Below are 18267 nucleotides of genomic sequence, written 5' to 3'. Positions count from 1 at the left end.
CCCATACGCTCGACCCGGAAGACCTATCCACATGCGGTTTCATCGCCTCGCCCCCTTCGTGGGCGCACTCACCCTCTCGGCCGTATTGGGCACCGCCGCCCTGATTCCGGCCGCCGCTCCGGCGCACGCCGATACCGAAACCCTCGCGACCATGCCGGTCGCCGCATCCCCCGGCCTGTGTGGCAACGGGGCGGCAAGCTTCGACGACATCGTCACCAATGCCGCCACCGCGATCCGCACCGTCGTTCCCGCAGGTCAGCTGACCGCATTCGATCAGCAGGTGAATGATTTCCGGCAGACCATCGCCGATGTCCACGTGCACCGGCGCGGACTGCCCAGCAGCCCGGTGGGCGCGGGCGACCGGCTCGAATTCCTCGATGATCCGATCGTGTCCTACCTGGTCAACAGCCTTGACGCGATCCGCACCGGCACCATCGACAAGACGGTCTCGCTCTCCCAGGTGACCGTCGCCGATGTGGTCGAGGTATTCATCCTCGGCACCCGCATCGTGAAGATTCCGGCGCAGCTGGCCGCCAGCCTGGTGCCGACCGCGGGCTTCATTCTCAAGCCGATCGTCGGCGCGATCTTCAACGGCGTGAAGTCCCTGGCCCGTGCCGTACAGGCGCAGCTGGTCCGAAACTGCGACGCGCCCAACGCCTATGAGAAGTTGCGGCTGGAACTGCCCGATGAGCATGTCGCCGTGCCGCAGCCGCTGCTGGATCTGGCGAATCAGCTGGTCAAGGCCGACGGCGCCTGCACCCCGCTGGCCGAACTCAAGACCTCCGATCTGGTCGAGCGTTCGCGCGCCTTCCTGACCCAGACCGCCGGACTGCCGGTCGATCCCGCCGCCGTACAGGCCAATGCCGATGCGCTGCAGGGGTTCCTGCGGGACAACCGGGTCGCGGACATCGTCACCATGCGCCGCATCGAACAGCTCGGCCCGCTGGTGAACGCCATGGACTACGGCCCGCTGACGTTCCTGGCGAACCTCGGTTTCGACATCTACGAGGGCAAGGCGCTCAATACGGTCTCGCTGGCGGATGTGAAGGTGGAGAACGCCTTCGACCTGATCACGCTGACCCTGGACACCACCAGCCTGCTCATCACCGTGGGCAGCACCATCGCCGGTTTCACCGGTGTGGCCTCCACGATCACCACCCCGCTGGGCATCGCGCAGACCCTCGCGTTCGCGCCGACCACGTACGGCATGCCGATCCTGCGCGGCGTCATGCAGTCCATGTGCGCCGCTTGATCATTCAGGCGTGATCGTTCAGGCGTAGGGGTAGGGCATGTAGCCCTGCGGGATCGCCGGCGGCGGATTCTTCGCCGCGGCGATCCAGCGGCCGGTGGGCGGTACCGCGGCGAGTACGAGGATCAGCAGGCCGATCGCGAGCCCGATGAGGTCGGGGCTCTCCGGACTCTCGGCCAGGCCGACGAGGCCGCCGATCAGTGCGATCGAGGTGATGGCGATCAGCATGACGCGCCCGGCCGTCTTGCGGGCGAGCAGTAGTAGCGCGGCGACGAACCACAGCACGCCCATCACCAGGACGAGGACTCCCAGGCCGATCGCGACGGTGACGTCGTCGTCGAACGATGAGCTCTCGTAGTCCGTGTTGTAGTGGCTCGATCCGAAGGTCGCGCCGATGAGAATGATGCCGAGGCCGGCCAGTCCGGCCAGCACCGCGACGAGGATCGACAGCACCGCGGCGGCAATGGCGGTCGCGCCACTGGGCGGCGGCTGATAGCCGGGATATCCCGGCTGTGGATACGCGTAACCCTGTTGTGGATAACCCGGTTGGGGATAAGCGGGCTGTGCATAACCCGGCTGCTGATAGGTCGGCTGTGGATATCCCGGCTGCTCATATCCGGGCTCCCCCTGCCACGGATTCTCCGGCGGTCCGTACGGATAACTCATGGTCCCTCCCCATTTCGATGGCGGGAACTCTACCGCGCGGCACCGACACCGGCGATGCCATATTCGGTGCGTGTGACCCGGAAAGCAGCAACCCCTTCCGGTGCCATGACACCGAAAGGGGTTGCGGTATTACCTGATTACAGTCGCGCGGCGGCATACGCGACCATCGCGTCCCGGACGAACTCGGTGGTGCCCGCGCCGTGCCGGTCGTAGTTCTCCGCGAATCGCGGGTCCGCGACATACATTTCACCGAGATTGGTGAAGTACTCCGCGTTCGGCCGCCTACCCTGCCAGCCGATGGTGACCCAGTCGAAGTGGCGCTGCACGATGGCCTGCACCTCGTCGCTGTCGACCGTCAGCCCGGCGGCGCGCGCCCGGCCGTAATCGGCGGCGATATCGAGGTGGGCCTGCATATGCGCCTTCTTGTCGGCGTCGCTCATGGACCGCCACCAGCGGTCGCCGCTCTCCCAGGCGTCCTTTCCCCACCTCTCGATGACCTCGTCCTTGTACTTGCTGTTGTCGAATCCGTCGAACACTTCGTCAGCCATGAGTGGCTCACCCGCTTCCGTTTTCCGCAATGTGGTGTGCACCGAGGCGATTTGCCGTGCGATCCGGTCCTGCTCCTGTTTCAGCAATTCCAGATGCGTCCGCAATGCGGCGGCGGTGTCCTTCTCCCCCGCGAGCACTTCGCCAATGGCCGGTAATCCCAGCCCGAGCTCGCGAAGCAGCAGGATCCGCTGCAATCGAACGAGAGATTCCTGGCCGTAATAGCGATACCCATTGGCCCCCACCCGGGTCGGCGTCAGCAGCCCGAGCTCACCGTAATGCCGCAGCGTGCGACTGGTGGTCCCGGCGGCTTTGGCCAGATCCTGGATAGACCATTCGGTAGCCATCCCGTCCTCCCTCGTTCACCTCGATGAATTCAGCATGCAAGTTGACGTAGCGTCAAGGTCAAGCCTAAGTCAGGAACGAACTTGCTTCAGTGATCCGGCGCATGACACGATCGCCCGGCGTGATGGCGGAGACCGGTATTCATCGCGTCGCTCGAATTCTTTTCCGGGGGATGAGGAATCAATGAAGGTAACGGGCCGCGCCCGAATGCTGTCCTGGGCTGCCGCGGTCGTGACCGCGCTGAGCGCCTCCGTACTGTTCACCGGGACGGCCGACGCCGCTCCCCCGGTGACGCTCGGCGGGGGCTCGGGCATCTATGTCGAGCAGCTCGACGATCCGAACAGCACGGCCGACTGCACGCTCACCACCATCGGTTACGACCGGGACGGACGGCTGGTCGGATTGACCGCCGGGCACTGCGGTGAGGTCGGCGCGCGGATCGCCGCCGAGTACACCCGCAGTGGCGGTATCGGCGTGATCGCGAACAAGAGCGCCGGAAACGATTGGGCGGTAATCGTTTTCGACCCGTCCCGGGTGAACCCGACCAAGCAGGTCGCACAGTCGGTGATCAACACCGTCGGCGGTCCGCCGAATGTCGGCGATATCCCGTGCAAGAACGGCCGCACCACCGGTTACACCTGTGGCCCGGTCTGGCAGTCCACCCCGAACTGGTTCCGCAGCCAGGTGTGCGCCAACCACGGTGACTCCGGCGCGCCGGTGATCCTGGGTGATCGCCTGGTCGGAATGGTCGTCGCCGGAACCGATTTCGACGCCGGTCCGATCTCGATCGAACTCCCCGCCTGCAAGGGCGCGGGCGATCTGATCCACGAGCCGGAGCTGTCCACCACCATTTCGATGGTGCTGGCCGATATCGACCGCCGCGGCGGTGCGGGTGCGGGCTTCCGCCCCTTCTGATCTCGAAATGCGAAGCGCGGCCCTCGGTCTCATGACCGGGGGCCGCGTTTTCGTTGGGGGACTTCAGTATCCGGCGGTGAACCGGATGCGGTGATGCTTGGGATTCTCGGCCTCGTCGAGCAGGACGACCGCGAGGTCTTCCATCGAGATCACCGAATTGCCTTCGTGATCCTGTAGCAGTTCACCCGCTCCGATCCGGTACGCGCCGGTGCGCTCGCCCGGTTCGAGCAGGGCCGAGGGGCTGACGTAGACCCAGTCGACCTCGGTGTCGGCCTGTTGGAAGACGGCGAGTTGATCATTGCAGGCGGTGGCGATCGGCATGAGTTCGGCGGGGAAACCGGGCTGTTCGGTGAGGATGGCATCGGTGCCGGGGACGATGAGGCTGCCCGCGCCGCCGACGACCAGCAGGCGAATATCCTTGTCCGCCAAAGCTTCCAGCAGTGCGGCGGCGACCTTGGGCAGCTGCTGTTCATCGCCTATGCCGGGCCGGGTCGCGCTGATCACCAGATCGCTTCCGGCGACGGCGTTTTTGATGTCCTCGGGGTTGGTGGCGTCACCCGCGATGATCGTGGCCGCCGCGGGCAGTCCGCGCACCCTGCCCGGATCGCGGGAGACGGCGGTGACCTGATGTCCGCGGTTGATCGCCTCGGCCACGACGCGGCTGCCGACTCCGCCGGTGGCTCCGAAAACGGTGATACGCATGGCTGCTGAACTCCTTCGATGGGTGGTGGATCAGGCCGCGACGCGCGCGGTTTCCTTGACCGGTTCGGTGACGGGCTTGGGAGCGCCGGCGGTCTGCCCGAGCAGGGTGCCGCCGAGTGCGATGACCATGCCGAGCACCTGCAGCGGTGCGAGTGACTGCCCGAGGGCGATCCAGCCGATGATGGTGGCCGAGAGCGGGCTCAGCAGGCCGAGGAATGCGACCGAGGTGGCATTGGCGCGGGCCAGTCCGCGGAACCAAATCGCGTATGCCAGAGCGGTTCCGATGAGCACGAGGTAGAGGTAGCCGCCGATGGCGCGGGCGTCCAGGGCGGGCGGCATACCTTCGATGGCGAAGGCGATCGGCAGCAGCATGATGCCGCCGGCGATGAGCTGCCACGCGGTCATGGCCAGCGGTTTCACACCTTCGGGGCGGCCCCAGCGCTTGGTCATGACGGTGCCCGCCGCCATGGAGGCCGCGCCGCCGAGTCCGGCGATGACGCCGATGGTGTCGAGTGCGGCGGTGGCGCGCAGCACCACCAGTCCGACGCCCGCCATACCTATAACGGCCGCAAGGATTTTCCGGACGGTCAGCCGCTCGTTCAATGCCAGGGCGGCGAAGCCGAGCGCGACCAGCGGCGCGGCCGCGCCCAGTACCCCGGCCACACCACCCGGCAGCCGGTAGGCGGCGAGGAACAGCAGCGGCATGAACGCGCCCATGTTCAGCACGCCGAGAATCCCTGCCTTCCATACCCATTCGCCGTGCGGCAGCTTGCGGGTGATCGCGAGCAACAGCAGTCCGGCGGGCAGCACGCGCATGAGCGCGGTGAACATGGGCCGGTCCGGCGGCAGGAATTCGGTGGTTATCGCATAGGTGGAGCCCCACACCAGCGGGGCGAGCCCGGTCAGAGCCAGGGTCGCGGCGGTTCCGGAGACGCTGGGGCGGGTCACGATGGTCATCTCTAGCTCCTCATTGATAATCTCAACGTTGAAATAAAACCACTGAGATACCTCAGCGTCAAGTATCTTCACGTTGAGATTATTTCCATTGAGAGGAGCGCCGGTGCCCGACGCCGTCGACCAGATCACCGCCGCCTGGCGAGAAGTACGTCCTGACGTGGACGTTTCCCCCATGGAGATCGTGGCCCGCATCAACCGGCTTTCCCACCTGCTGGAGCGCGAACTGGCCGAGTTCTTCCGCGGTCACGGCCTCGAGTTCTGGGAGTTCGACGTCCTGGCCACCCTCCGCCGCTCCAACGACCCCCGCGGCCTGACCGCGGGGGCGCTGAACAAGGCCGCCATGCGCACCTCCGGCGCCATCACCAACCGCATCGACCGCCTCACCGCCAAGGGCCTGGTAGCCCGCATCCCCGACCCCGATGACCGCCGCGCCATCCGCGTAAACCTCACCCCCGAGGGCCTGGCCCTGGTCGACAAGCTCCTCCCCCTCCACATGGTCAACGAGGAACGCCTCCTGTCAGCCCTCTCCCCCACCGACCGAGACCACCTCAACCCCCTCCTCCGCACCCTCGCAATCTCCCTCGGCGACACCTCCCTCACCTGAGACACACCAAAAAAGGGCGGCACTCCCATCGGAGTACCGCCCTGATTCACGTTCCCGCATCACCGCATTCACAAGGTCGCCCGCTCGCCGCCGCATGACACGGAAGCAGTTCCGCCACTTCTTGTTTCATCACCGATGCAATAAGAATGAGCTCATCGAGTCGAAAAGATTCCGGCGCGTCGAGCCGGTCGCCGAGCAGCCATTCCGGCAGCCCACTCCATTCGGCAAGCTCCGCGACACTCACCCCCGCCTCACTCATTGCGCGCCCAACCCTCTTACCGACACATTTGCCCATCCAGTCCACCCGGACCGCCTCCCACTCGAGCCACAACGTGCAGCTCGAGCCCTCGCCCATGAAGACACGCGCCACCACATCAGTTGCTGTTCGAACATATGTTCTATTATCTGAGAACACACGACGCGAGGTCAACAACCACCGTCCACACAATCCGTCCGAGGACCCCATATCGAATAGGCATCATCCCCCAATAGACAGGTGAGACCCGTTGTCCGGCAACCCATTCGGCGCCTACATTCGCCTACAGCGAACGGCATCCGGCCTGACCCGAGAACAACTCGCCGCCCGAGTCAACATTTCGGTCTCCCTCATCGAGAAAATCGAACTGGGTTCCCGCCCCACCACCCTCAACACCCTGAAAACCCTCTTCGACGGGCTCGATGTCCCACCCTTGCACCGCCGCCACATCCTCAACCTGAGCCTCCCCGGCGTCCTGAACCACCCCGCGGACACCATCCCGGAACCAACCCCCGACGACCTGGCCGACCTAGCCAGCCTCCCCCACCCCGCAGGCTTCCTCCTGATCCCAAGGTTCACCCTGGTAGCGGTCAACGAGGCTTACCGCACCCTGTTCCCCGGAATCACCAACGGCACCAACCTCATCGAGTGGCTCCTACTCGACCCGACCGCCCGCTCCACCGTCGTCGACTGGCACGGAGAAGCCCACCGCCTGATCTACGGCCTCCGAATCCTCACCCCCACCCCCGATTCCCACACCACCGAACTCATCACCCGCTGCCGCCAGTCCCCCGAATGGGATCACCTCTGGACCACAGCCCTCCCACCCCAATCCCTCTTCCACGACCGCATAACAATCCACGACCCCTCGAACAACCAAGTGCACCAACTGAATGCACGCCTCTACAGCCCCGAATTCCCCGACCGCCCCTGGTGGCTACACCGCCTCATCCCGATCCAGGAATGAGGCCCCGGCCTACCTGTATCAGTCCCAGCGGAAAAGCAACTCTTGCGTGCGATCGGGCTGGCCTTCAGCTCGATATTCGATCAATTGATGCTTCTTCTGAATAATGGCGTTGACAACTTGATCGAACCACTCCGTCAACGATCCGGCACACTTGGAGACTGTTCCATTTTCAATCAATTCCCACAGAGGCGGATCAGGATTCGCGATATCTATACCGTCGATAACAAGAAAACTGTAACCACCGGCTTCGGAAATTACCAACATCCCCTCGGGATCCCGAATATCATGCTGGTCCGACCCTTCCAGGCAGTCGAGAGCATCTTCCTTGGTATCCGCGTCCGGACCTTTTACGCCGAAAACTGTTCCAGGGAATACCGCACCCGCCTGCCTTCCCATAATGCGAAGCACTTCTCGAAAAGCTTCAGGAACAGCGAGCACACCCTGCGCCTCCGCAAAGCCGTCGATCTCGAGATCGGTTGCACCCTCGGTCAATTCTGACCGGAATCCCACCTCAACCGCCCTTTTGAATATGTCCCGCATACTCGCAACCATTTACGGTTCCTCCCTTCCTTCCAATGGCCACAACAGTACATCGTCACGGTTTCTTGCCTTGATTTTCACCCCGTCATCGAAAGCCTCTTGAAAGGCTTTCATCAACGGACGGCAAGAATCGCAAATCTGCTGATAGATGAGTTCTGGCGAAGTGAGATTCTCACGGCCCCAGGGAAAGTCGATGACAAGTTTGACTTCGATATCAATCTTGGAAATATCCACGCCGAGCTGATCAGCGATGTCATGGATGACGGCCCGAGAATCCAACGGGTACCTGCGCGGATTCAGAGGAGCCCTCCGGATTGCATTGGCAACCGCCTCCGCAACAACATCTGCGGATTCACCCGATGCAGTTTTCAGAATATCTCTGGCGAGGTTTTCAAATATTTTGGGCTCGGAATCCAATGCACGATCATGGCCGACGTGTTCAGTATTGAAAATCAGCTTACCATCCTCAGGAAGCTGCGAAAGCGTTTCCCCAGGAGTACCCCGTAGATTTACAACCTCACCGCTTACACCACCCAATTCACTCCCGAATCTTTCTCCATTAATTGTTCCAGCAGCCTCACCATTGGATATGGTCCGACTGTTCTCGAACGCTTTCGCATTCCTCCTGTTCGCGCCGGCCTCGCCGCGCGTAATCGGACCATTACGAATCGCTTCATTCTTTTTAATGAGCCGATCGAAAGTAGGATCACTAGATCTGGGGGCCGACATAAGCGACGGTGCTGCTTCGTCAACCTCACGACCAATCTGCAGATAGTCGAAATCGGCCGGTCGGGGGCTTCGCAGGTCGACGAATTGAGGCAGATCCCCGAGGTTCGCAGTTCCATCGAAGACTTGTCCTGGCTTCCAGGCCGGAATAGGAGCAGATGACTCCAGTTGAACCGTCACTTCGCGATCGAGCACCGGGCTCATCGGCATCCTGTCGCCGAATTCCACGTGGGTGGGCTTGATTTCAGAGGTGGTGACAGGAGCCTGCTTCATTTGTGGAATCGCGGGAGGAACCTCCGGTCCTGGACCGCGTGGAAGCTCCAGGCCCTTGGTGCCGAGCGCACCGCCTTCCTTCACGACCGCGCCGGAGCCTAGGTCGAGCGGAGGGGTTTTCGGTGGTATGCCTACGTGGCTCGGGGGGATTGCGACGTGTTGGCCGTATGCCTTGATGTCGTCGAGGAGTTGTTGGGACTGGCGCACGCGGGCCAGTTCGATTGCTCTTGCCGAGTTGCCGGCGGCGGCGAGCTCGGCCATGAATTCAGGAGCTATCTTGCCGAGACCGGCGCGAGCGGTTGCGGCTGCCAAGGTACCGGCGCCCGGGACGATGGTCATGATGTTGATGCCGAGCATCAGTGCGGCTCCGGCGATTTCCCAGCCGCTGTGATCGCCGCGGTCGTGCGCGGCGTCCCAGAGCACGATCGCCGGGCCGATCGTCATGTCCATCAACATGTTGTTGGCGAAGTCTTTGAAACTCACGTCCGGCCTGTTGGCACGGAGGATTTCCTGCTGGATCTGCATCGGGGTTTTGAGCTGTGGCGCGTTCCAGCGCCCCGGTTGGGTGGGATCGGTGAAGAAGGTGAGTTTCGGGTCTTTGATGTAGTCCTCGACACCGTCCGCGCGCCAAGGGATTCCGCTTTGGTACAGGCGGGATAGAGCGGCCTGCCTGTCCAACTCCTCCTGGGGATTTCGCGGAGTGAAGTAGGCCCACTGCAGGTCGGTCCACTGTTCGGTGGGCGTGTATCTGGCCGCCCACAATCGTGACCTCGCCTGGTCGTACGCGTCGGCAGCGGTGTTGGTGATTCCGGGGCCGAAGACAGGATTCGGACGGCCCGCCAGATAGGTCGCCAGATCCAGCAAGAATTGGTCTCTGCTGTAGTTGTATCCGTCCACGCCGTTCGCGCCGATACGAAAGGCCACTTGCGGGTGGGTAATCGCATCTGGCACAGCGGGTGTGACCGGAACCGTGGTCTGTGCGGTGACCGTGACCGGGGGTTCCTTGTAGCCCGGAACCAGCAACTCCGTCAGCGACTTGGGAGTCGCTTCGGCTGCGGGATCCGGCTGTGGATCGATCATCTGCTGAATCAGCTGATCGGCTATGTTCGGTTCCTTGTAGCCCGGAACCAACATTTCCGTCAACGATTTCGGGGACTCCACCTGCGGTGCCGGGTTGATGTACAGCTGTTCGAAAAGCGTCGGCTGATCGCCTGTGGGGGTGGTTCCTGCTGGTTTGTTCGGCTGGGAATTCGAGTTGCCCGCGCCGACGGGGACCGGTTGCTGTTGCGCCGGAACCGGATTGACTGGAATAGGGGGTGTCGCGGGAGCCGGAGCGTCCGGGGAGAGTTGAGCCTTGGAACCTGGATTTTGGACGCTTCCGGGCGTGGGGATGTAGTTGCCGTGTTCGTCGAGGTGGGTCCCGGCTTCCGGATCGGAGACGAAACTCGCCTGTGGCACAACGGTTCCCGATGCGGGAGCGTCGAGGTTCAGGGTCAAGCCGGTTGCGGCGTTGATTCGGGTTAGCTTTTGAATTGCCGCCGCGCTGTCGCTAACCGAGATGTTGTGGATGGCACCGCCGGTCAGAGCGGTCGCGGTGGCGGGGATCGCGGCTGCGAGCCAGTTGCTTCGCTGGGTGATCCAGCCGGGCGGACCGGTGGTCTCGGTCGTGTTGTTCGACATGGGAGCCGGTCCGCCTTTCGGATTCGGGCATGAAAAATCCCCATTCCGGGGGCGGGAATGGGGATCGGCTGTGCTGCGGCGGGTTACGCCCGTTTTGCGGTCTGGTTTTCGGCGATTGCCTTGTTGACCATTTCCCTGCCGGTGCGCATGCGGGTGATGCGATGGGGCATGTCGGGGCCGAGGTTGTTGATATTGAAGGTTCTCGAGGGGGTACCGCTTGTGCCGGAAGGTGTTGCGGCGCTGAAGCTTCCGGGCTTCCAGGCGGGGACGGGATTCGTCATGGGGAAGTCCTACTTCTCGAGCTTCTCCAGGCGAGTCAGTATCTCGGCGAGGGCGTCGACAAGCGTTCGGTTGCCGAGCTGCGGCCAGCCCGCGAACTCGCCGCTGTCGCGTTGGTCCTTGCCGCACAGCTGTTCGCGAATGTCTTTGACATCGCTGCTGATCGGGCCGCAGAACGAGGTGATGAAGTCCTGGATTTGGGTTACTTCGACGGCGCTCATGGGGGCGTCCTCTCCATCTATCAGTGCCTGGACATCGCGGCGGAAGGCGTCCATGTCGATGCCGGCGGGGTCGATTTTTCCTTCGGAGCTGTACTCGCGGTGGGCTACGCAGTCGTCGGCGTTGCGGCCGATGCGGCGCAGGATGGCGGCGCAGCCGCGTTTGTAGGCATCCAATTGCACTGCGGTCCAGTCGGTTCCGTCGCCTCGGGAGACGGCTTCGATGCCGATGACGTAGTAGTTGGCGTTGTTGGTGGGCCAGCCGGGCCAGGAGCCGCGGCCCGCGTGCCAGCAGACGCCGGCGGCGATGACGCGGAAGGTGCCGTCGCGTTCGAGAACCAGTTGGGCCAGTGGGCCTTCCAGGTCGGGACGGCCGTATTGGACTATGCGCCAGTCGTCGGTGGTGCCTCCGGCGGTGTGGTGGCAGAGCACGCCGCGGATATCGGCAAAGTCGCCGTGGCCGCGGTCGCGCCAGCCGTCGTGCTCGATGACCTTCAGGCCCGCGTCCCGTAGGACGTCAGCGAGCCAGATGGGATCTCCGGTCCAGGACATGGGTTTTCGCCTTTCCGATGGAGTCGGCTATGTGATTCGCACGGTCGTGCCCGCGACTTGGATGGCGGCGTTCCAGGCGCCGAGTGTCGCGTTGCCGGTGGCCTGCACGGTCACGAGGTCGGCATCGGCCAGTGGGACCGTCGCGGTGCAGACGAGGGTCCCGGAGGCTCCGGTTACCGAAGCGAGGTTGCCGACGGCGTTGCCATTGACGAAGATTCGGGCCTGCTGAATCGTGGTGGCGCTTTGAGCGCCGGAGAACACCAGGTTGGCGGTGATGGTCGCGGCGGCTTTGATGCCCTGATTACGCAGGGCATTGTTGGACAGCGTGGATCCTGGCGAGCCGGGATCCGCTGTCCAACCGGGGACTTCGGTCATGACGTTGCTGAGCTGGAATACCGGGGCGACCTTGTTCATGCCCGACGGCACGAAGCTGTCGCCACCGGTAACCACGATCATCGGCATCAGACGGTCACCGCCTTCAAGCTGACCTGCAATCCCTTGCCCGGTGCCGTGTCGAGGGTGGTGACGAAGACCGTGAGGCGGTCCCCGGCGCTCAACGCGAACGGCCCACCGGCCGTCACGATGGTGTCCAGGATCTGGTTGGCCGGGGTGATCGTGGCCGAAGTGCCCGCGATCGTGGTGCCGTTCTTGCGCAGTTCGACCACCAGATTGCCGGTACCCGCCGTCTCACCGCGGAAGGTGATCGCACTGATCGAGATATTGCGCTCGATCCGCAACCCCTCGGGCATGGAGTTGCCCGCACCCGCGACTCGAGTTCCGGTGTGCGATTTGAACGCGATGTCGTACACCTGCCCGGCGGCGGTGGGCGTACGAGCGTCGGTGAGCCGCGTATCACTGGTCGCGACGGCGGATAGGTTGGTGCGCAACGTATTCGCGTCCGCGACGGCGAGCACGGTGCGCCCGAATGCCGAGGCATCGCTGATCTGACTCATGGTGTGGGTGTGCGCGATCGGCGTGCGGGCATCGGACAGGCGCGGGTCATCGCCCGCCGCCGCGGTCCCAGGAGTGGTTCCGGTGACCGGCAGGAAGGTGCTGGGCTTATTGGTGATTCCGGTCCAGTCGGTCGTGCCCGCGGGCCCGCGCACCGCGATGCCCTGGCCATTCGGCGTCCATCCGCCGACGGTGCGGTAGACGTACAGCAGCCCGTCCGCCTTCACCACATACTGCGCGCCGTCCTTGGGCGCGGCGGGCAATGCCGCATAGGTGGCGGCTTGACCGTCGAACTGGATACCGGTGCCGCGCTCACCGCGCACCACCGCGTTGCCCGCGCTGGCCGGCACCGGCGATACCAAGGTCAGATCGACCAGTCCGGTGGAGCCGGTATCCGGATTCGCCGGATCCGCTCCCGGAACATATTCGGCCACACTGAAACTGAATGGATCGAGGGCGACGGGTTCACCCTCGTAGTTCAGTTCGAACGACACCCGCCAGGTCCAGTTTCCCGGATTGGTGTCCGCGGTCGGTGCGACGAGCCGAATCCCGCGCTTGCCGCGCCAGGTGAGGAAGCCGAATTCATCCAGCTCACAGACGTAGTGATTGGGCAGCTGCACATAGGTGGCGGGCGCGGGCTGACCTGCGGCGACCAGCACCTTCGGCGCGTCGGCGGTGAATGTCACGGTGCCCGCGAGCGGCGGGAATTCGGGCAGGTCGCCGATGTCGGGGCCGTCGGCGACATTGGCGAGGAACCGCCCGACGACCTTTCCGTACTTCAGCGGGGGCAGATCGGCCATGGAGGATGCCTTTCGGACAGCGGGCAGCCGGAAGCGGCGTACCTGGGAGGAGTCGGCTCAGCAGAGCCTGGGAGACAATCGATTCCGGTGACTACACGGGATCGGCGTAAACGATCACCTGGGCGTTATTGGTTTTCACGAAGTAGGTTTCGCTGCCGATCACACGGCGGGCGACGACGTACAGCGTGATGGTCTGGTTGGCGGGCACCACGCCGAAGGTGGAGCTCGGCGTCACCGGGAACTGGAACCACGGCGAGATCCAGACGCTGGTGTAGGTCGGAACGCTGGTACCGAGGCCGTATCCGACGAGATCGCCGGTGGGACTGCCGATTCGAATCTCTACATTGAGACGGGACCGGTAGCGCGGGCCCTCGGTGCCGATATTGATCCAGCCTTCGACCAGTGGCCGCCAATTCATCGCCTGGCTGGGAATCGTGATGGTGGCCAGCACCTTCGAGTCTTCATTGAGGCCCGTGCCGCCCGCGAACTGCCCCTGCCCGATGGCCCACGGCCCGCCCAGTCGAGGGCTGGGGGTCGGGACGAATTTCTGCAGGTCCGTACTCCACGCCAGGACGAGATCCTGTCCGAGCGGATGCGTGTCGTCGATCAGGACATCGGCCGAGTCCTGAATGCGCCCGGCGACGCCCGCGTCACCGGCGTCACCGGTTTCACCTCGCGGAAAGGTGATCTCGACATTCTGATTCGGGGCGGTCCCGGTGATCCGGGCACTCGCGGCGGAGCCGGTCGGTCCGGCGACGGCGGATCCGCTGAGCCGGTTGGCTTTTCCACGCTGACCGGCTTTGCCGAACGCATTCGCGAACGCGACCAGCTCCAGACCTGTCCAGAAGTAGACCGCGTTCTCGGCGATTACCCGCCACGCCTTGCGGGCATCGGCGGTGGTGAGGTTGAGCGCCTGCAATGCGGCGATATCGGCGATATCACCCTGCCAATCCCAGGGCCAGGCGGGATCACCCATGGGCCCGGCGTCACCCGCCGGTCCCTGCCGCAGTTCGATGAGGGCTTCGCGGCCGACGTGCTCGACCGGATTCACGGTGTGCGGCAGTCCGATCGAGTCGGCGATACCGCGCATGGTGATCATGACATCGTCGTCGTAGACGGTGGTGGGTTCGTTGGTCACAGCTAGTGCTCCCTACTCAAGCGGACGGCGGCGTCATGCCGACCGGCTGTGCCCAGCAAAGGATTTGAGCGCCGCCCTGGTAGTAGTAGTAATTCGAACCGCCGGTGATGCGGCGCACCACGACGTACAGCACGGCCGGTTGCCCCGCGGGCACCACGCCGATGGCGCTGTCCGGGGTGACTCGCGCGCCGAAGAACGGCTGGAATCGGCAGGGGCCGTCGATGCCGGACGGGGTGCCGGAGCCCAAGCCAACCAGCTGACCGCTGTCGGAGCCGAGGCGGACCTCGGCGTCGACCCGCGTATCGAACGTTGTCTCGCCCTCGGCGGTCTGCAGGTAGACCGCACCCGCGACCAACGGCCGCCAGTCCGAGTCCTGCGCTGGGATATTCAGCCGCGCAACGGTATTCGGCGAAGTGCCGATATTCATCTGGGTTGCGGCGAAGGCCGGTCCGCCGTCCCAGGCCACGGTCTCGGCGATGGACCACGGGCCGCGCAGGCCCGGATACGGCTTCGGCGTCCATTTGCCCGCGACCGAATCCCAGCGGGGCACAGCGTTATTGATATGGGTGCCGTTGGCGTAGTCGGGCGCGTTGCGAATAGGTCCCGGGCTGCCCTTGTCACCCTTGAGCCCCTTCACCCCGCGCGGAACCGTCAGATTCAACGTGAGATTCGGCGCGGTGCCGGTGACCGTGGCCTGCAGGTCCGATCCGACCGGCCCGGTGTCGACGGTTCCGATGCTGACGGTGCAGGGGATGCCGTCCGGCCCCGCCGCGCCGAACGCGTCCGCGAAGCTGTCGAATCCGACGCCGTTCCAGTAGACCAGCGTATCGGTGGACAGCACTCGCCACGCCTTACCCGCTTGTGCCACACCGAGTTTCGTGGACAGCGCGGTTAGCGCGGCCTGATCGGCGATATCGCCCTCCCAGCGGAAGGCACGAGCCGGTTCGCCGACCGGGCCGGTCGGCCCGGGCGATCCGGTCATCAGTTCCAGTGATCCGTCGCGCGGCGTGCCGTGCATGGACTGGACCAGGCCCGGCGTGCCGATGCCCTCGTCGAGTCCCCGGATGAGGGTGTGTTCGAAGTATTCACCAATGGTGGACATGTCACCTCACTCAGATGGGTCGGGCGTAGACGACGAGCGATGCCCTGCTGGTCCGGTAGCCGATGGTGCCGTTGCCGTTGTCCCGCTCGACGGCGAGCACGAGGCTGGCGGGCTGTCCGGCCGGAACGACTGCGAAATCGGATGTCGGAGAAAGGGTTCGGGTGGACTGCTCATCGCGGTAGGTGGGAATGAGTGGCAGATACAGATAGACGCCCGCGCCGCCGGCCGTCGAGGAGACCACCTGACCCTGCGAGTTGTAGAGCCGCACCACCGCCCGCACCGTCTGCTGCCCGTTGTTGGCCGAGTACGACGAGATGTGACCGTGCACGACCGGCCGCCAGGCGAACGGCTGCGCCGGAATGGTGAACGTTCCGGCGATCAGCTGCCCGACCGCCGTCTCCTGATCGCCGATGAAATCGGACTCGTACCAGGACCACGGCCCCGCGCCCATGGGCGCGGGCATGCCTCGGAACTTTCCGCTGGAACGCTGATAGGCGAAGACACCACCGTGCGAAAGCGCGGAGTTCTGATCGAAATCCGGCGATTTGGTGATCTGTCCGGACGCACCCGCCGGGCCCTTCGCGCCTTGCAGACCTGCGGGTGAGGTGGTGTTCAACTGCTGCTGTGCACCGGCGCCGACGAATTCGACCGCGGGGGTGGTGAGGTTCGGCTGCTTGCCCGTCGGGGTGGTGGTGATCGCGTTGGTCTCCCCGACCGGACCGCGCGCGCCGACCGACGCGGGCGAATGCTTCCATGCCGTCCCGGTCCAGACATCCATTCCGTTGTCATCGAGCCGGTGCCACCACTTGCCGCGGTCCTCGGTGGTGAGACCGATGGGGCGGCCCGCCGCATTGGCGATCTCCCCCATCTTGCGGAAGGTACTGCGCGATCGGCCGCGGGGTCCCGGCGGACCGGCCGGACCGGCGGGCAGCGGCAGGTAGGCGATGTCATCGGAGACCGAGACGTTCGCGGTGAGAATCGGCACACCGTCGACGTCGAGCTGCCGATCCACGCTCAGGTGGGCGGGAAAACTGGTATCCGCCATGGGTTTCACTCCTTCACGGGCGAATCAGAAGATGAGCAGGTCGAGGTCGGCGCCGACATCGGTGGACAGGTCTTTGATGGCGTGCGCGAAGCGGCCGAGGCGCTGCCACGCCTTGACGATCGAATCCTCTTCGTCCGAGCCGTCGCCTACGGTGATGGCCCATTTCGAGGGGGTTTCGCGATCGTCGTGGAAAGTCAATTCCGTGACGTAGTCGGTGAATACGTGATCACCGACCGCGAAGCCGATCTGATCGCCGAGGCCGAAATCGCGGCCGAGCAGATAGGGCGCGTTGTCCTCGATCGTGACCTTGTGGCTGGTGTAGCCGCGGGTCAGATGCAAGCCCTGCCGGGCGGCGACCAGGCCGTCCAGGTTGAACGCCTTATCGCTGCCGGTGATGTAGAGCTCACGGAACGCGTACGGCCCCGCGCGGTCGACCCGGGCCATATCCCGGTACACCATCCACGCGAGGAAGACGTCGTTGAGCTGACCGCGATACAGCCAGTCCAGGCCGATCAGGGACAACAGGCCCTTGATGACCACCTCGATACCGGCGTTCACCCAGCCGGGCGAACGGCCACCGATGATGACATCGGTGGCGAGCGGTTTGTGCAGTGCCACTTCGGAAGCGCCGATACCGGAGTATTCGCCCTCGAAGTACCAGACCCAGGGGAAGTTCCTTGTGGTGCCGAACTTTCCGGGCTGGCCGTAGATCGCCTCGTACTCGGTGGTGGAATCGAACCTCGGATAGCGAATCGGAGTCGTGCCGTCATCCGCGAATTCCTCTATCCACGAGGCGATTCCGTCCAGCAACGTCCCGGTGGGGCCGGTCACGCCGGACTTGTCCACGGTCTCCAGCACCACGGTCGGTTGTTCCAGATAGAACCATCCGGGTGCGGGCTGCTCGTCCTCGCCGGGCAGGAAGAAGCGGGCGGTGAGCATGACACCGGAATCCTCGAGCATGGGCTCGAAGAGCTTGTCCGCCATATCGAATCGCGCGGAGGCCGCGCTCCAGCGGCTGGTGTCGGTGGCCGGATCGACCGGTACGACCGCGACCGGGAACAGCGGGTTGCCGACTCCGGCCCACAGCGGGTCCTTCTCGGTACCCGGCGGCGCCCAGCCCGGGGCCTGCAACCGCATCAGGTTCATCGTCAGGTACGTGGTGATGATGGTGCGCACCGGGCCGAAAAGGATGTGGTGGCGCGGGAACTGGGCCAGCACCGGCGCGAACGGCGAAGCCCAGCAGCAGATGGTGGCAATGTGATTCCAGGCGTGGATGGCTTCGATATCGACCGTCTCGACGCCATTGTCATCACGTACCAGCGATGCCTTGGTGATGTAGCCGTCCCACCGAAATCCCTTGGTGTTCACTGTGATCGGGATGGTGGCGTCTTCACCGTCTGGGTTGTTGAAGAGGTGATCGTAATGCACCATGTCGCGCGGGCAGATCATCTTCAGGCCACCCGCGGCATTGCGCGGATAGGTGAATTCGAGGGAGAGGTAGCTGTGCTCCTCGCCGACTTCGCGCATGAACTTGTCCCAGTAGCGCACCAGCACCTCTGGGTCGTGCGCCTGTTCCTGGTCGGCTCGGAACACCTCGTCCATGCGGCGGGCTTCCGTCTGTGGATCCCAGCTGGGGTTGTCAACCATTGCTACCGCCTTCCGCGGGGGTCTCGGGGGGATCGACCGGTACCGTCAGTGCCCCCGACCGAGGAATCCGAAGAAGGAGTCGAGGGGCTGAGAACGGTTGGTCCGCAAA

19 protein-coding genes are annotated in these 18267 nt (G+C 64.3%); 4 read left to right on the top strand and 15 right to left on the bottom strand.

Features of this window, described 5'->3' with window-relative positions; all coding sequences use genetic code 11:
* The first annotated feature begins 31 nt into the window (after window positions 1-31).
* Window positions 32-1252: a hypothetical protein gene (locus ACFC0O_RS25115; RefSeq protein ID WP_375961809.1), complete on the top strand. Its 1221-nt coding sequence runs from the start codon at window positions 32-34 to the stop codon at window positions 1250-1252.
* 18 nt (window positions 1253-1270) lie between these two features.
* Here the strand turns inward: ACFC0O_RS25115 and ACFC0O_RS25110 are convergent, their stop codons facing one another.
* Window positions 1271-1915: a hypothetical protein gene (locus tag ACFC0O_RS25110; RefSeq protein WP_375961806.1), complete on the bottom strand. Its 645-nt coding sequence runs from the start codon at window positions 1913-1915 to the stop codon at window positions 1271-1273.
* Window positions 1916-2052: 137 nt separating this feature from the next.
* Entirely contained in the window at window positions 2053-2808 is a 756-nt protein-coding gene (locus tag ACFC0O_RS25105; RefSeq protein WP_375961804.1) for a MerR family transcriptional regulator, read from the bottom strand.
* A gap of 181 nt (window positions 2809-2989) precedes the next feature.
* Here ACFC0O_RS25105 and ACFC0O_RS25100 point away from each other — a divergent pair, with 181 nt between their 5' ends.
* Window positions 2990-3721 (top strand): S1 family peptidase, encoded by a 732-nt coding sequence (locus ACFC0O_RS25100; RefSeq protein WP_375961801.1) that lies wholly within the window; start codon window positions 2990-2992, stop codon window positions 3719-3721.
* A gap of 63 nt (window positions 3722-3784) precedes the next feature.
* Here the strand turns inward: ACFC0O_RS25100 and ACFC0O_RS25095 are convergent, their stop codons facing one another.
* Both ACFC0O_RS25095 and ACFC0O_RS25090 read right to left on the bottom strand, forming a co-directional pair.
* Window positions 3785-4423 (bottom strand): NAD(P)-dependent oxidoreductase, encoded by a 639-nt coding sequence (locus ACFC0O_RS25095; RefSeq protein WP_375961799.1) that lies wholly within the window; start codon window positions 4421-4423, stop codon window positions 3785-3787.
* 30 nt (window positions 4424-4453) lie between these two features.
* Complete coding sequence (locus ACFC0O_RS25090) at window positions 4454-5380, bottom strand: EamA family transporter (protein ID WP_375961796.1); 927 nt, start codon at window positions 5378-5380, stop codon at window positions 4454-4456.
* 88 nt (window positions 5381-5468) lie between these two features.
* On the opposite strand from ACFC0O_RS25090, the gene ACFC0O_RS25085 reads away from it, so the two are divergent.
* Complete coding sequence (locus ACFC0O_RS25085; protein ID WP_375961793.1) at window positions 5469-5984, top strand: MarR family winged helix-turn-helix transcriptional regulator; 516 nt, start codon at window positions 5469-5471, stop codon at window positions 5982-5984.
* Window positions 5985-6030: 46 nt separating this feature from the next.
* Here the strand turns inward: ACFC0O_RS25085 and ACFC0O_RS25080 are convergent, their stop codons facing one another.
* A complete protein-coding gene (locus tag ACFC0O_RS25080; RefSeq protein ID WP_364637088.1) occupies window positions 6031-6228 on the bottom strand; it encodes a hypothetical protein in 198 nt (65 codons plus the stop codon).
* A 262-nt stretch (window positions 6229-6490) separates the two neighbouring features.
* Between ACFC0O_RS25080 and ACFC0O_RS25075 the strand changes: the two genes are divergently transcribed.
* On the top strand, window positions 6491-7207 hold the full coding sequence (locus ACFC0O_RS25075; protein WP_375961790.1) for a helix-turn-helix domain-containing protein: 717 nt from the start codon (window positions 6491-6493) through the stop codon (window positions 7205-7207).
* Window positions 7208-7225: 18 nt separating this feature from the next.
* Here ACFC0O_RS25075 and ACFC0O_RS25070 read toward each other — a convergent pair whose 3' ends face one another.
* From ACFC0O_RS25070 to ACFC0O_RS25025, 10 genes are all read right to left on the bottom strand, one after another.
* Window positions 7226-7759 (bottom strand): SMI1/KNR4 family protein, encoded by a 534-nt coding sequence (locus ACFC0O_RS25070; RefSeq protein WP_375961788.1) that lies wholly within the window; start codon window positions 7757-7759, stop codon window positions 7226-7228.
* Entirely contained in the window at window positions 7760-10426 is a 2667-nt protein-coding gene (locus ACFC0O_RS25065) for a hypothetical protein (protein ID WP_375961785.1), read from the bottom strand.
* An 83-nt stretch (window positions 10427-10509) separates the two neighbouring features.
* On the bottom strand, window positions 10510-10707 hold the full coding sequence (locus tag ACFC0O_RS25060) for a hypothetical protein (protein ID WP_375961782.1): 198 nt from the start codon (window positions 10705-10707) through the stop codon (window positions 10510-10512).
* Window positions 10708-10716: 9 nt separating this feature from the next.
* The gene (locus ACFC0O_RS25055) at window positions 10717-11475 is read right to left on the bottom strand and encodes an N-acetylmuramoyl-L-alanine amidase (protein WP_375961780.1); all 759 of its coding nucleotides are present in this window, start codon (window positions 11473-11475) and stop codon (window positions 10717-10719) included.
* Between the two features lie 27 nt (window positions 11476-11502).
* Window positions 11503-11937: a hypothetical protein gene (locus ACFC0O_RS25050; protein WP_375961777.1), complete on the bottom strand. Its 435-nt coding sequence runs from the start codon at window positions 11935-11937 to the stop codon at window positions 11503-11505.
* Window positions 11937-13226 (bottom strand): hypothetical protein, encoded by a 1290-nt coding sequence (locus ACFC0O_RS25045; protein ID WP_375961775.1) that lies wholly within the window; start codon window positions 13224-13226, stop codon window positions 11937-11939. The genes ACFC0O_RS25050 and ACFC0O_RS25045 overlap by 1 nt, the downstream gene beginning before the upstream one ends.
* Window positions 13227-13317: 91 nt before the next feature.
* Entirely contained in the window at window positions 13318-14364 is a 1047-nt protein-coding gene (locus ACFC0O_RS25040) for a hypothetical protein (RefSeq protein WP_375961773.1), read from the bottom strand.
* Window positions 14365-14380: 16 nt separating this feature from the next.
* Window positions 14381-15466, bottom strand: a complete 1086-nt coding sequence (locus tag ACFC0O_RS25035) for a hypothetical protein (RefSeq protein WP_375961771.1) — start codon at window positions 15464-15466, stop codon at window positions 14381-14383.
* A 10-nt stretch (window positions 15467-15476) separates the two neighbouring features.
* Entirely contained in the window at window positions 15477-16511 is a 1035-nt protein-coding gene (locus ACFC0O_RS25030) for a hypothetical protein (protein ID WP_375961768.1), read from the bottom strand.
* A 24-nt stretch (window positions 16512-16535) separates the two neighbouring features.
* Complete coding sequence (locus ACFC0O_RS25025) at window positions 16536-18158, bottom strand: phage tail protein (RefSeq protein WP_375961766.1); 1623 nt, start codon at window positions 18156-18158, stop codon at window positions 16536-16538.
* Window positions 18159-18267: the final 109 nt, after the last annotated feature.

Origin of the sequence: Nocardia sp. NPDC056100 (genome assembly GCF_042266325.1) — a bacterium.
Classification (GTDB): Bacteria; Actinomycetota; Actinomycetes; order Mycobacteriales; family Mycobacteriaceae; genus Nocardia.
Note: the sequence above shows the minus strand (reverse complement) of the source record. Positions and strands in the feature narration are given on the sequence as shown.

Coding starts and splice junctions, on each gene's coding strand:
- ACFC0O_RS25060 (WP_375961782.1), bottom strand. CDS start 10,707: ATGACGAATCCCGTCCCCGCCTGGAAGCCCGGAAGCTTCAGCGCCGCA.
- ACFC0O_RS25105 (WP_375961804.1), bottom strand. CDS start 2,808: ATGGCTACCGAATGGTCTATCCAGGATCTGGCCAAAGCCGCCGGGACC.
- ACFC0O_RS25110 (WP_375961806.1), bottom strand. CDS start 1,915: ATGAGTTATCCGTACGGACCGCCGGAGAATCCGTGGCAGGGGGAGCCC.
- ACFC0O_RS25050 (WP_375961777.1), bottom strand. CDS start 11,937: ATGCCGATGATCGTGGTTACCGGTGGCGACAGCTTCGTGCCGTCGGGC.
- ACFC0O_RS25065 (WP_375961785.1), bottom strand. CDS start 10,426: ATGTCGAACAACACGACCGAGACCACCGGTCCGCCCGGCTGGATCACC.
- ACFC0O_RS25030 (WP_375961768.1), bottom strand. CDS start 16,511: ATGGCGGATACCAGTTTTCCCGCCCACCTGAGCGTGGATCGGCAGCTC.
- ACFC0O_RS25045 (WP_375961775.1), bottom strand. CDS start 13,226: ATGGCCGATCTGCCCCCGCTGAAGTACGGAAAGGTCGTCGGGCGGTTC.
- ACFC0O_RS25070 (WP_375961788.1), bottom strand. CDS start 7,759: ATGGTTGCGAGTATGCGGGACATATTCAAAAGGGCGGTTGAGGTGGGA.
- ACFC0O_RS25055 (WP_375961780.1), bottom strand. CDS start 11,475: ATGTCCTGGACCGGAGATCCCATCTGGCTCGCTGACGTCCTACGGGAC.
- ACFC0O_RS25115 (WP_375961809.1), top strand. CDS start 32: ATGCGGTTTCATCGCCTCGCCCCCTTCGTGGGCGCACTCACCCTCTCG.
- ACFC0O_RS25025 (WP_375961766.1), bottom strand. CDS start 18,158: ATGGTTGACAACCCCAGCTGGGATCCACAGACGGAAGCCCGCCGCATG.
- ACFC0O_RS25035 (WP_375961771.1), bottom strand. CDS start 15,466: ATGTCCACCATTGGTGAATACTTCGAACACACCCTCATCCGGGGACTC.
- ACFC0O_RS25100 (WP_375961801.1), top strand. CDS start 2,990: ATGAAGGTAACGGGCCGCGCCCGAATGCTGTCCTGGGCTGCCGCGGTC.
- ACFC0O_RS25090 (WP_375961796.1), bottom strand. CDS start 5,380: ATGACCATCGTGACCCGCCCCAGCGTCTCCGGAACCGCCGCGACCCTG.
- ACFC0O_RS25095 (WP_375961799.1), bottom strand. CDS start 4,423: ATGCGTATCACCGTTTTCGGAGCCACCGGCGGAGTCGGCAGCCGCGTC.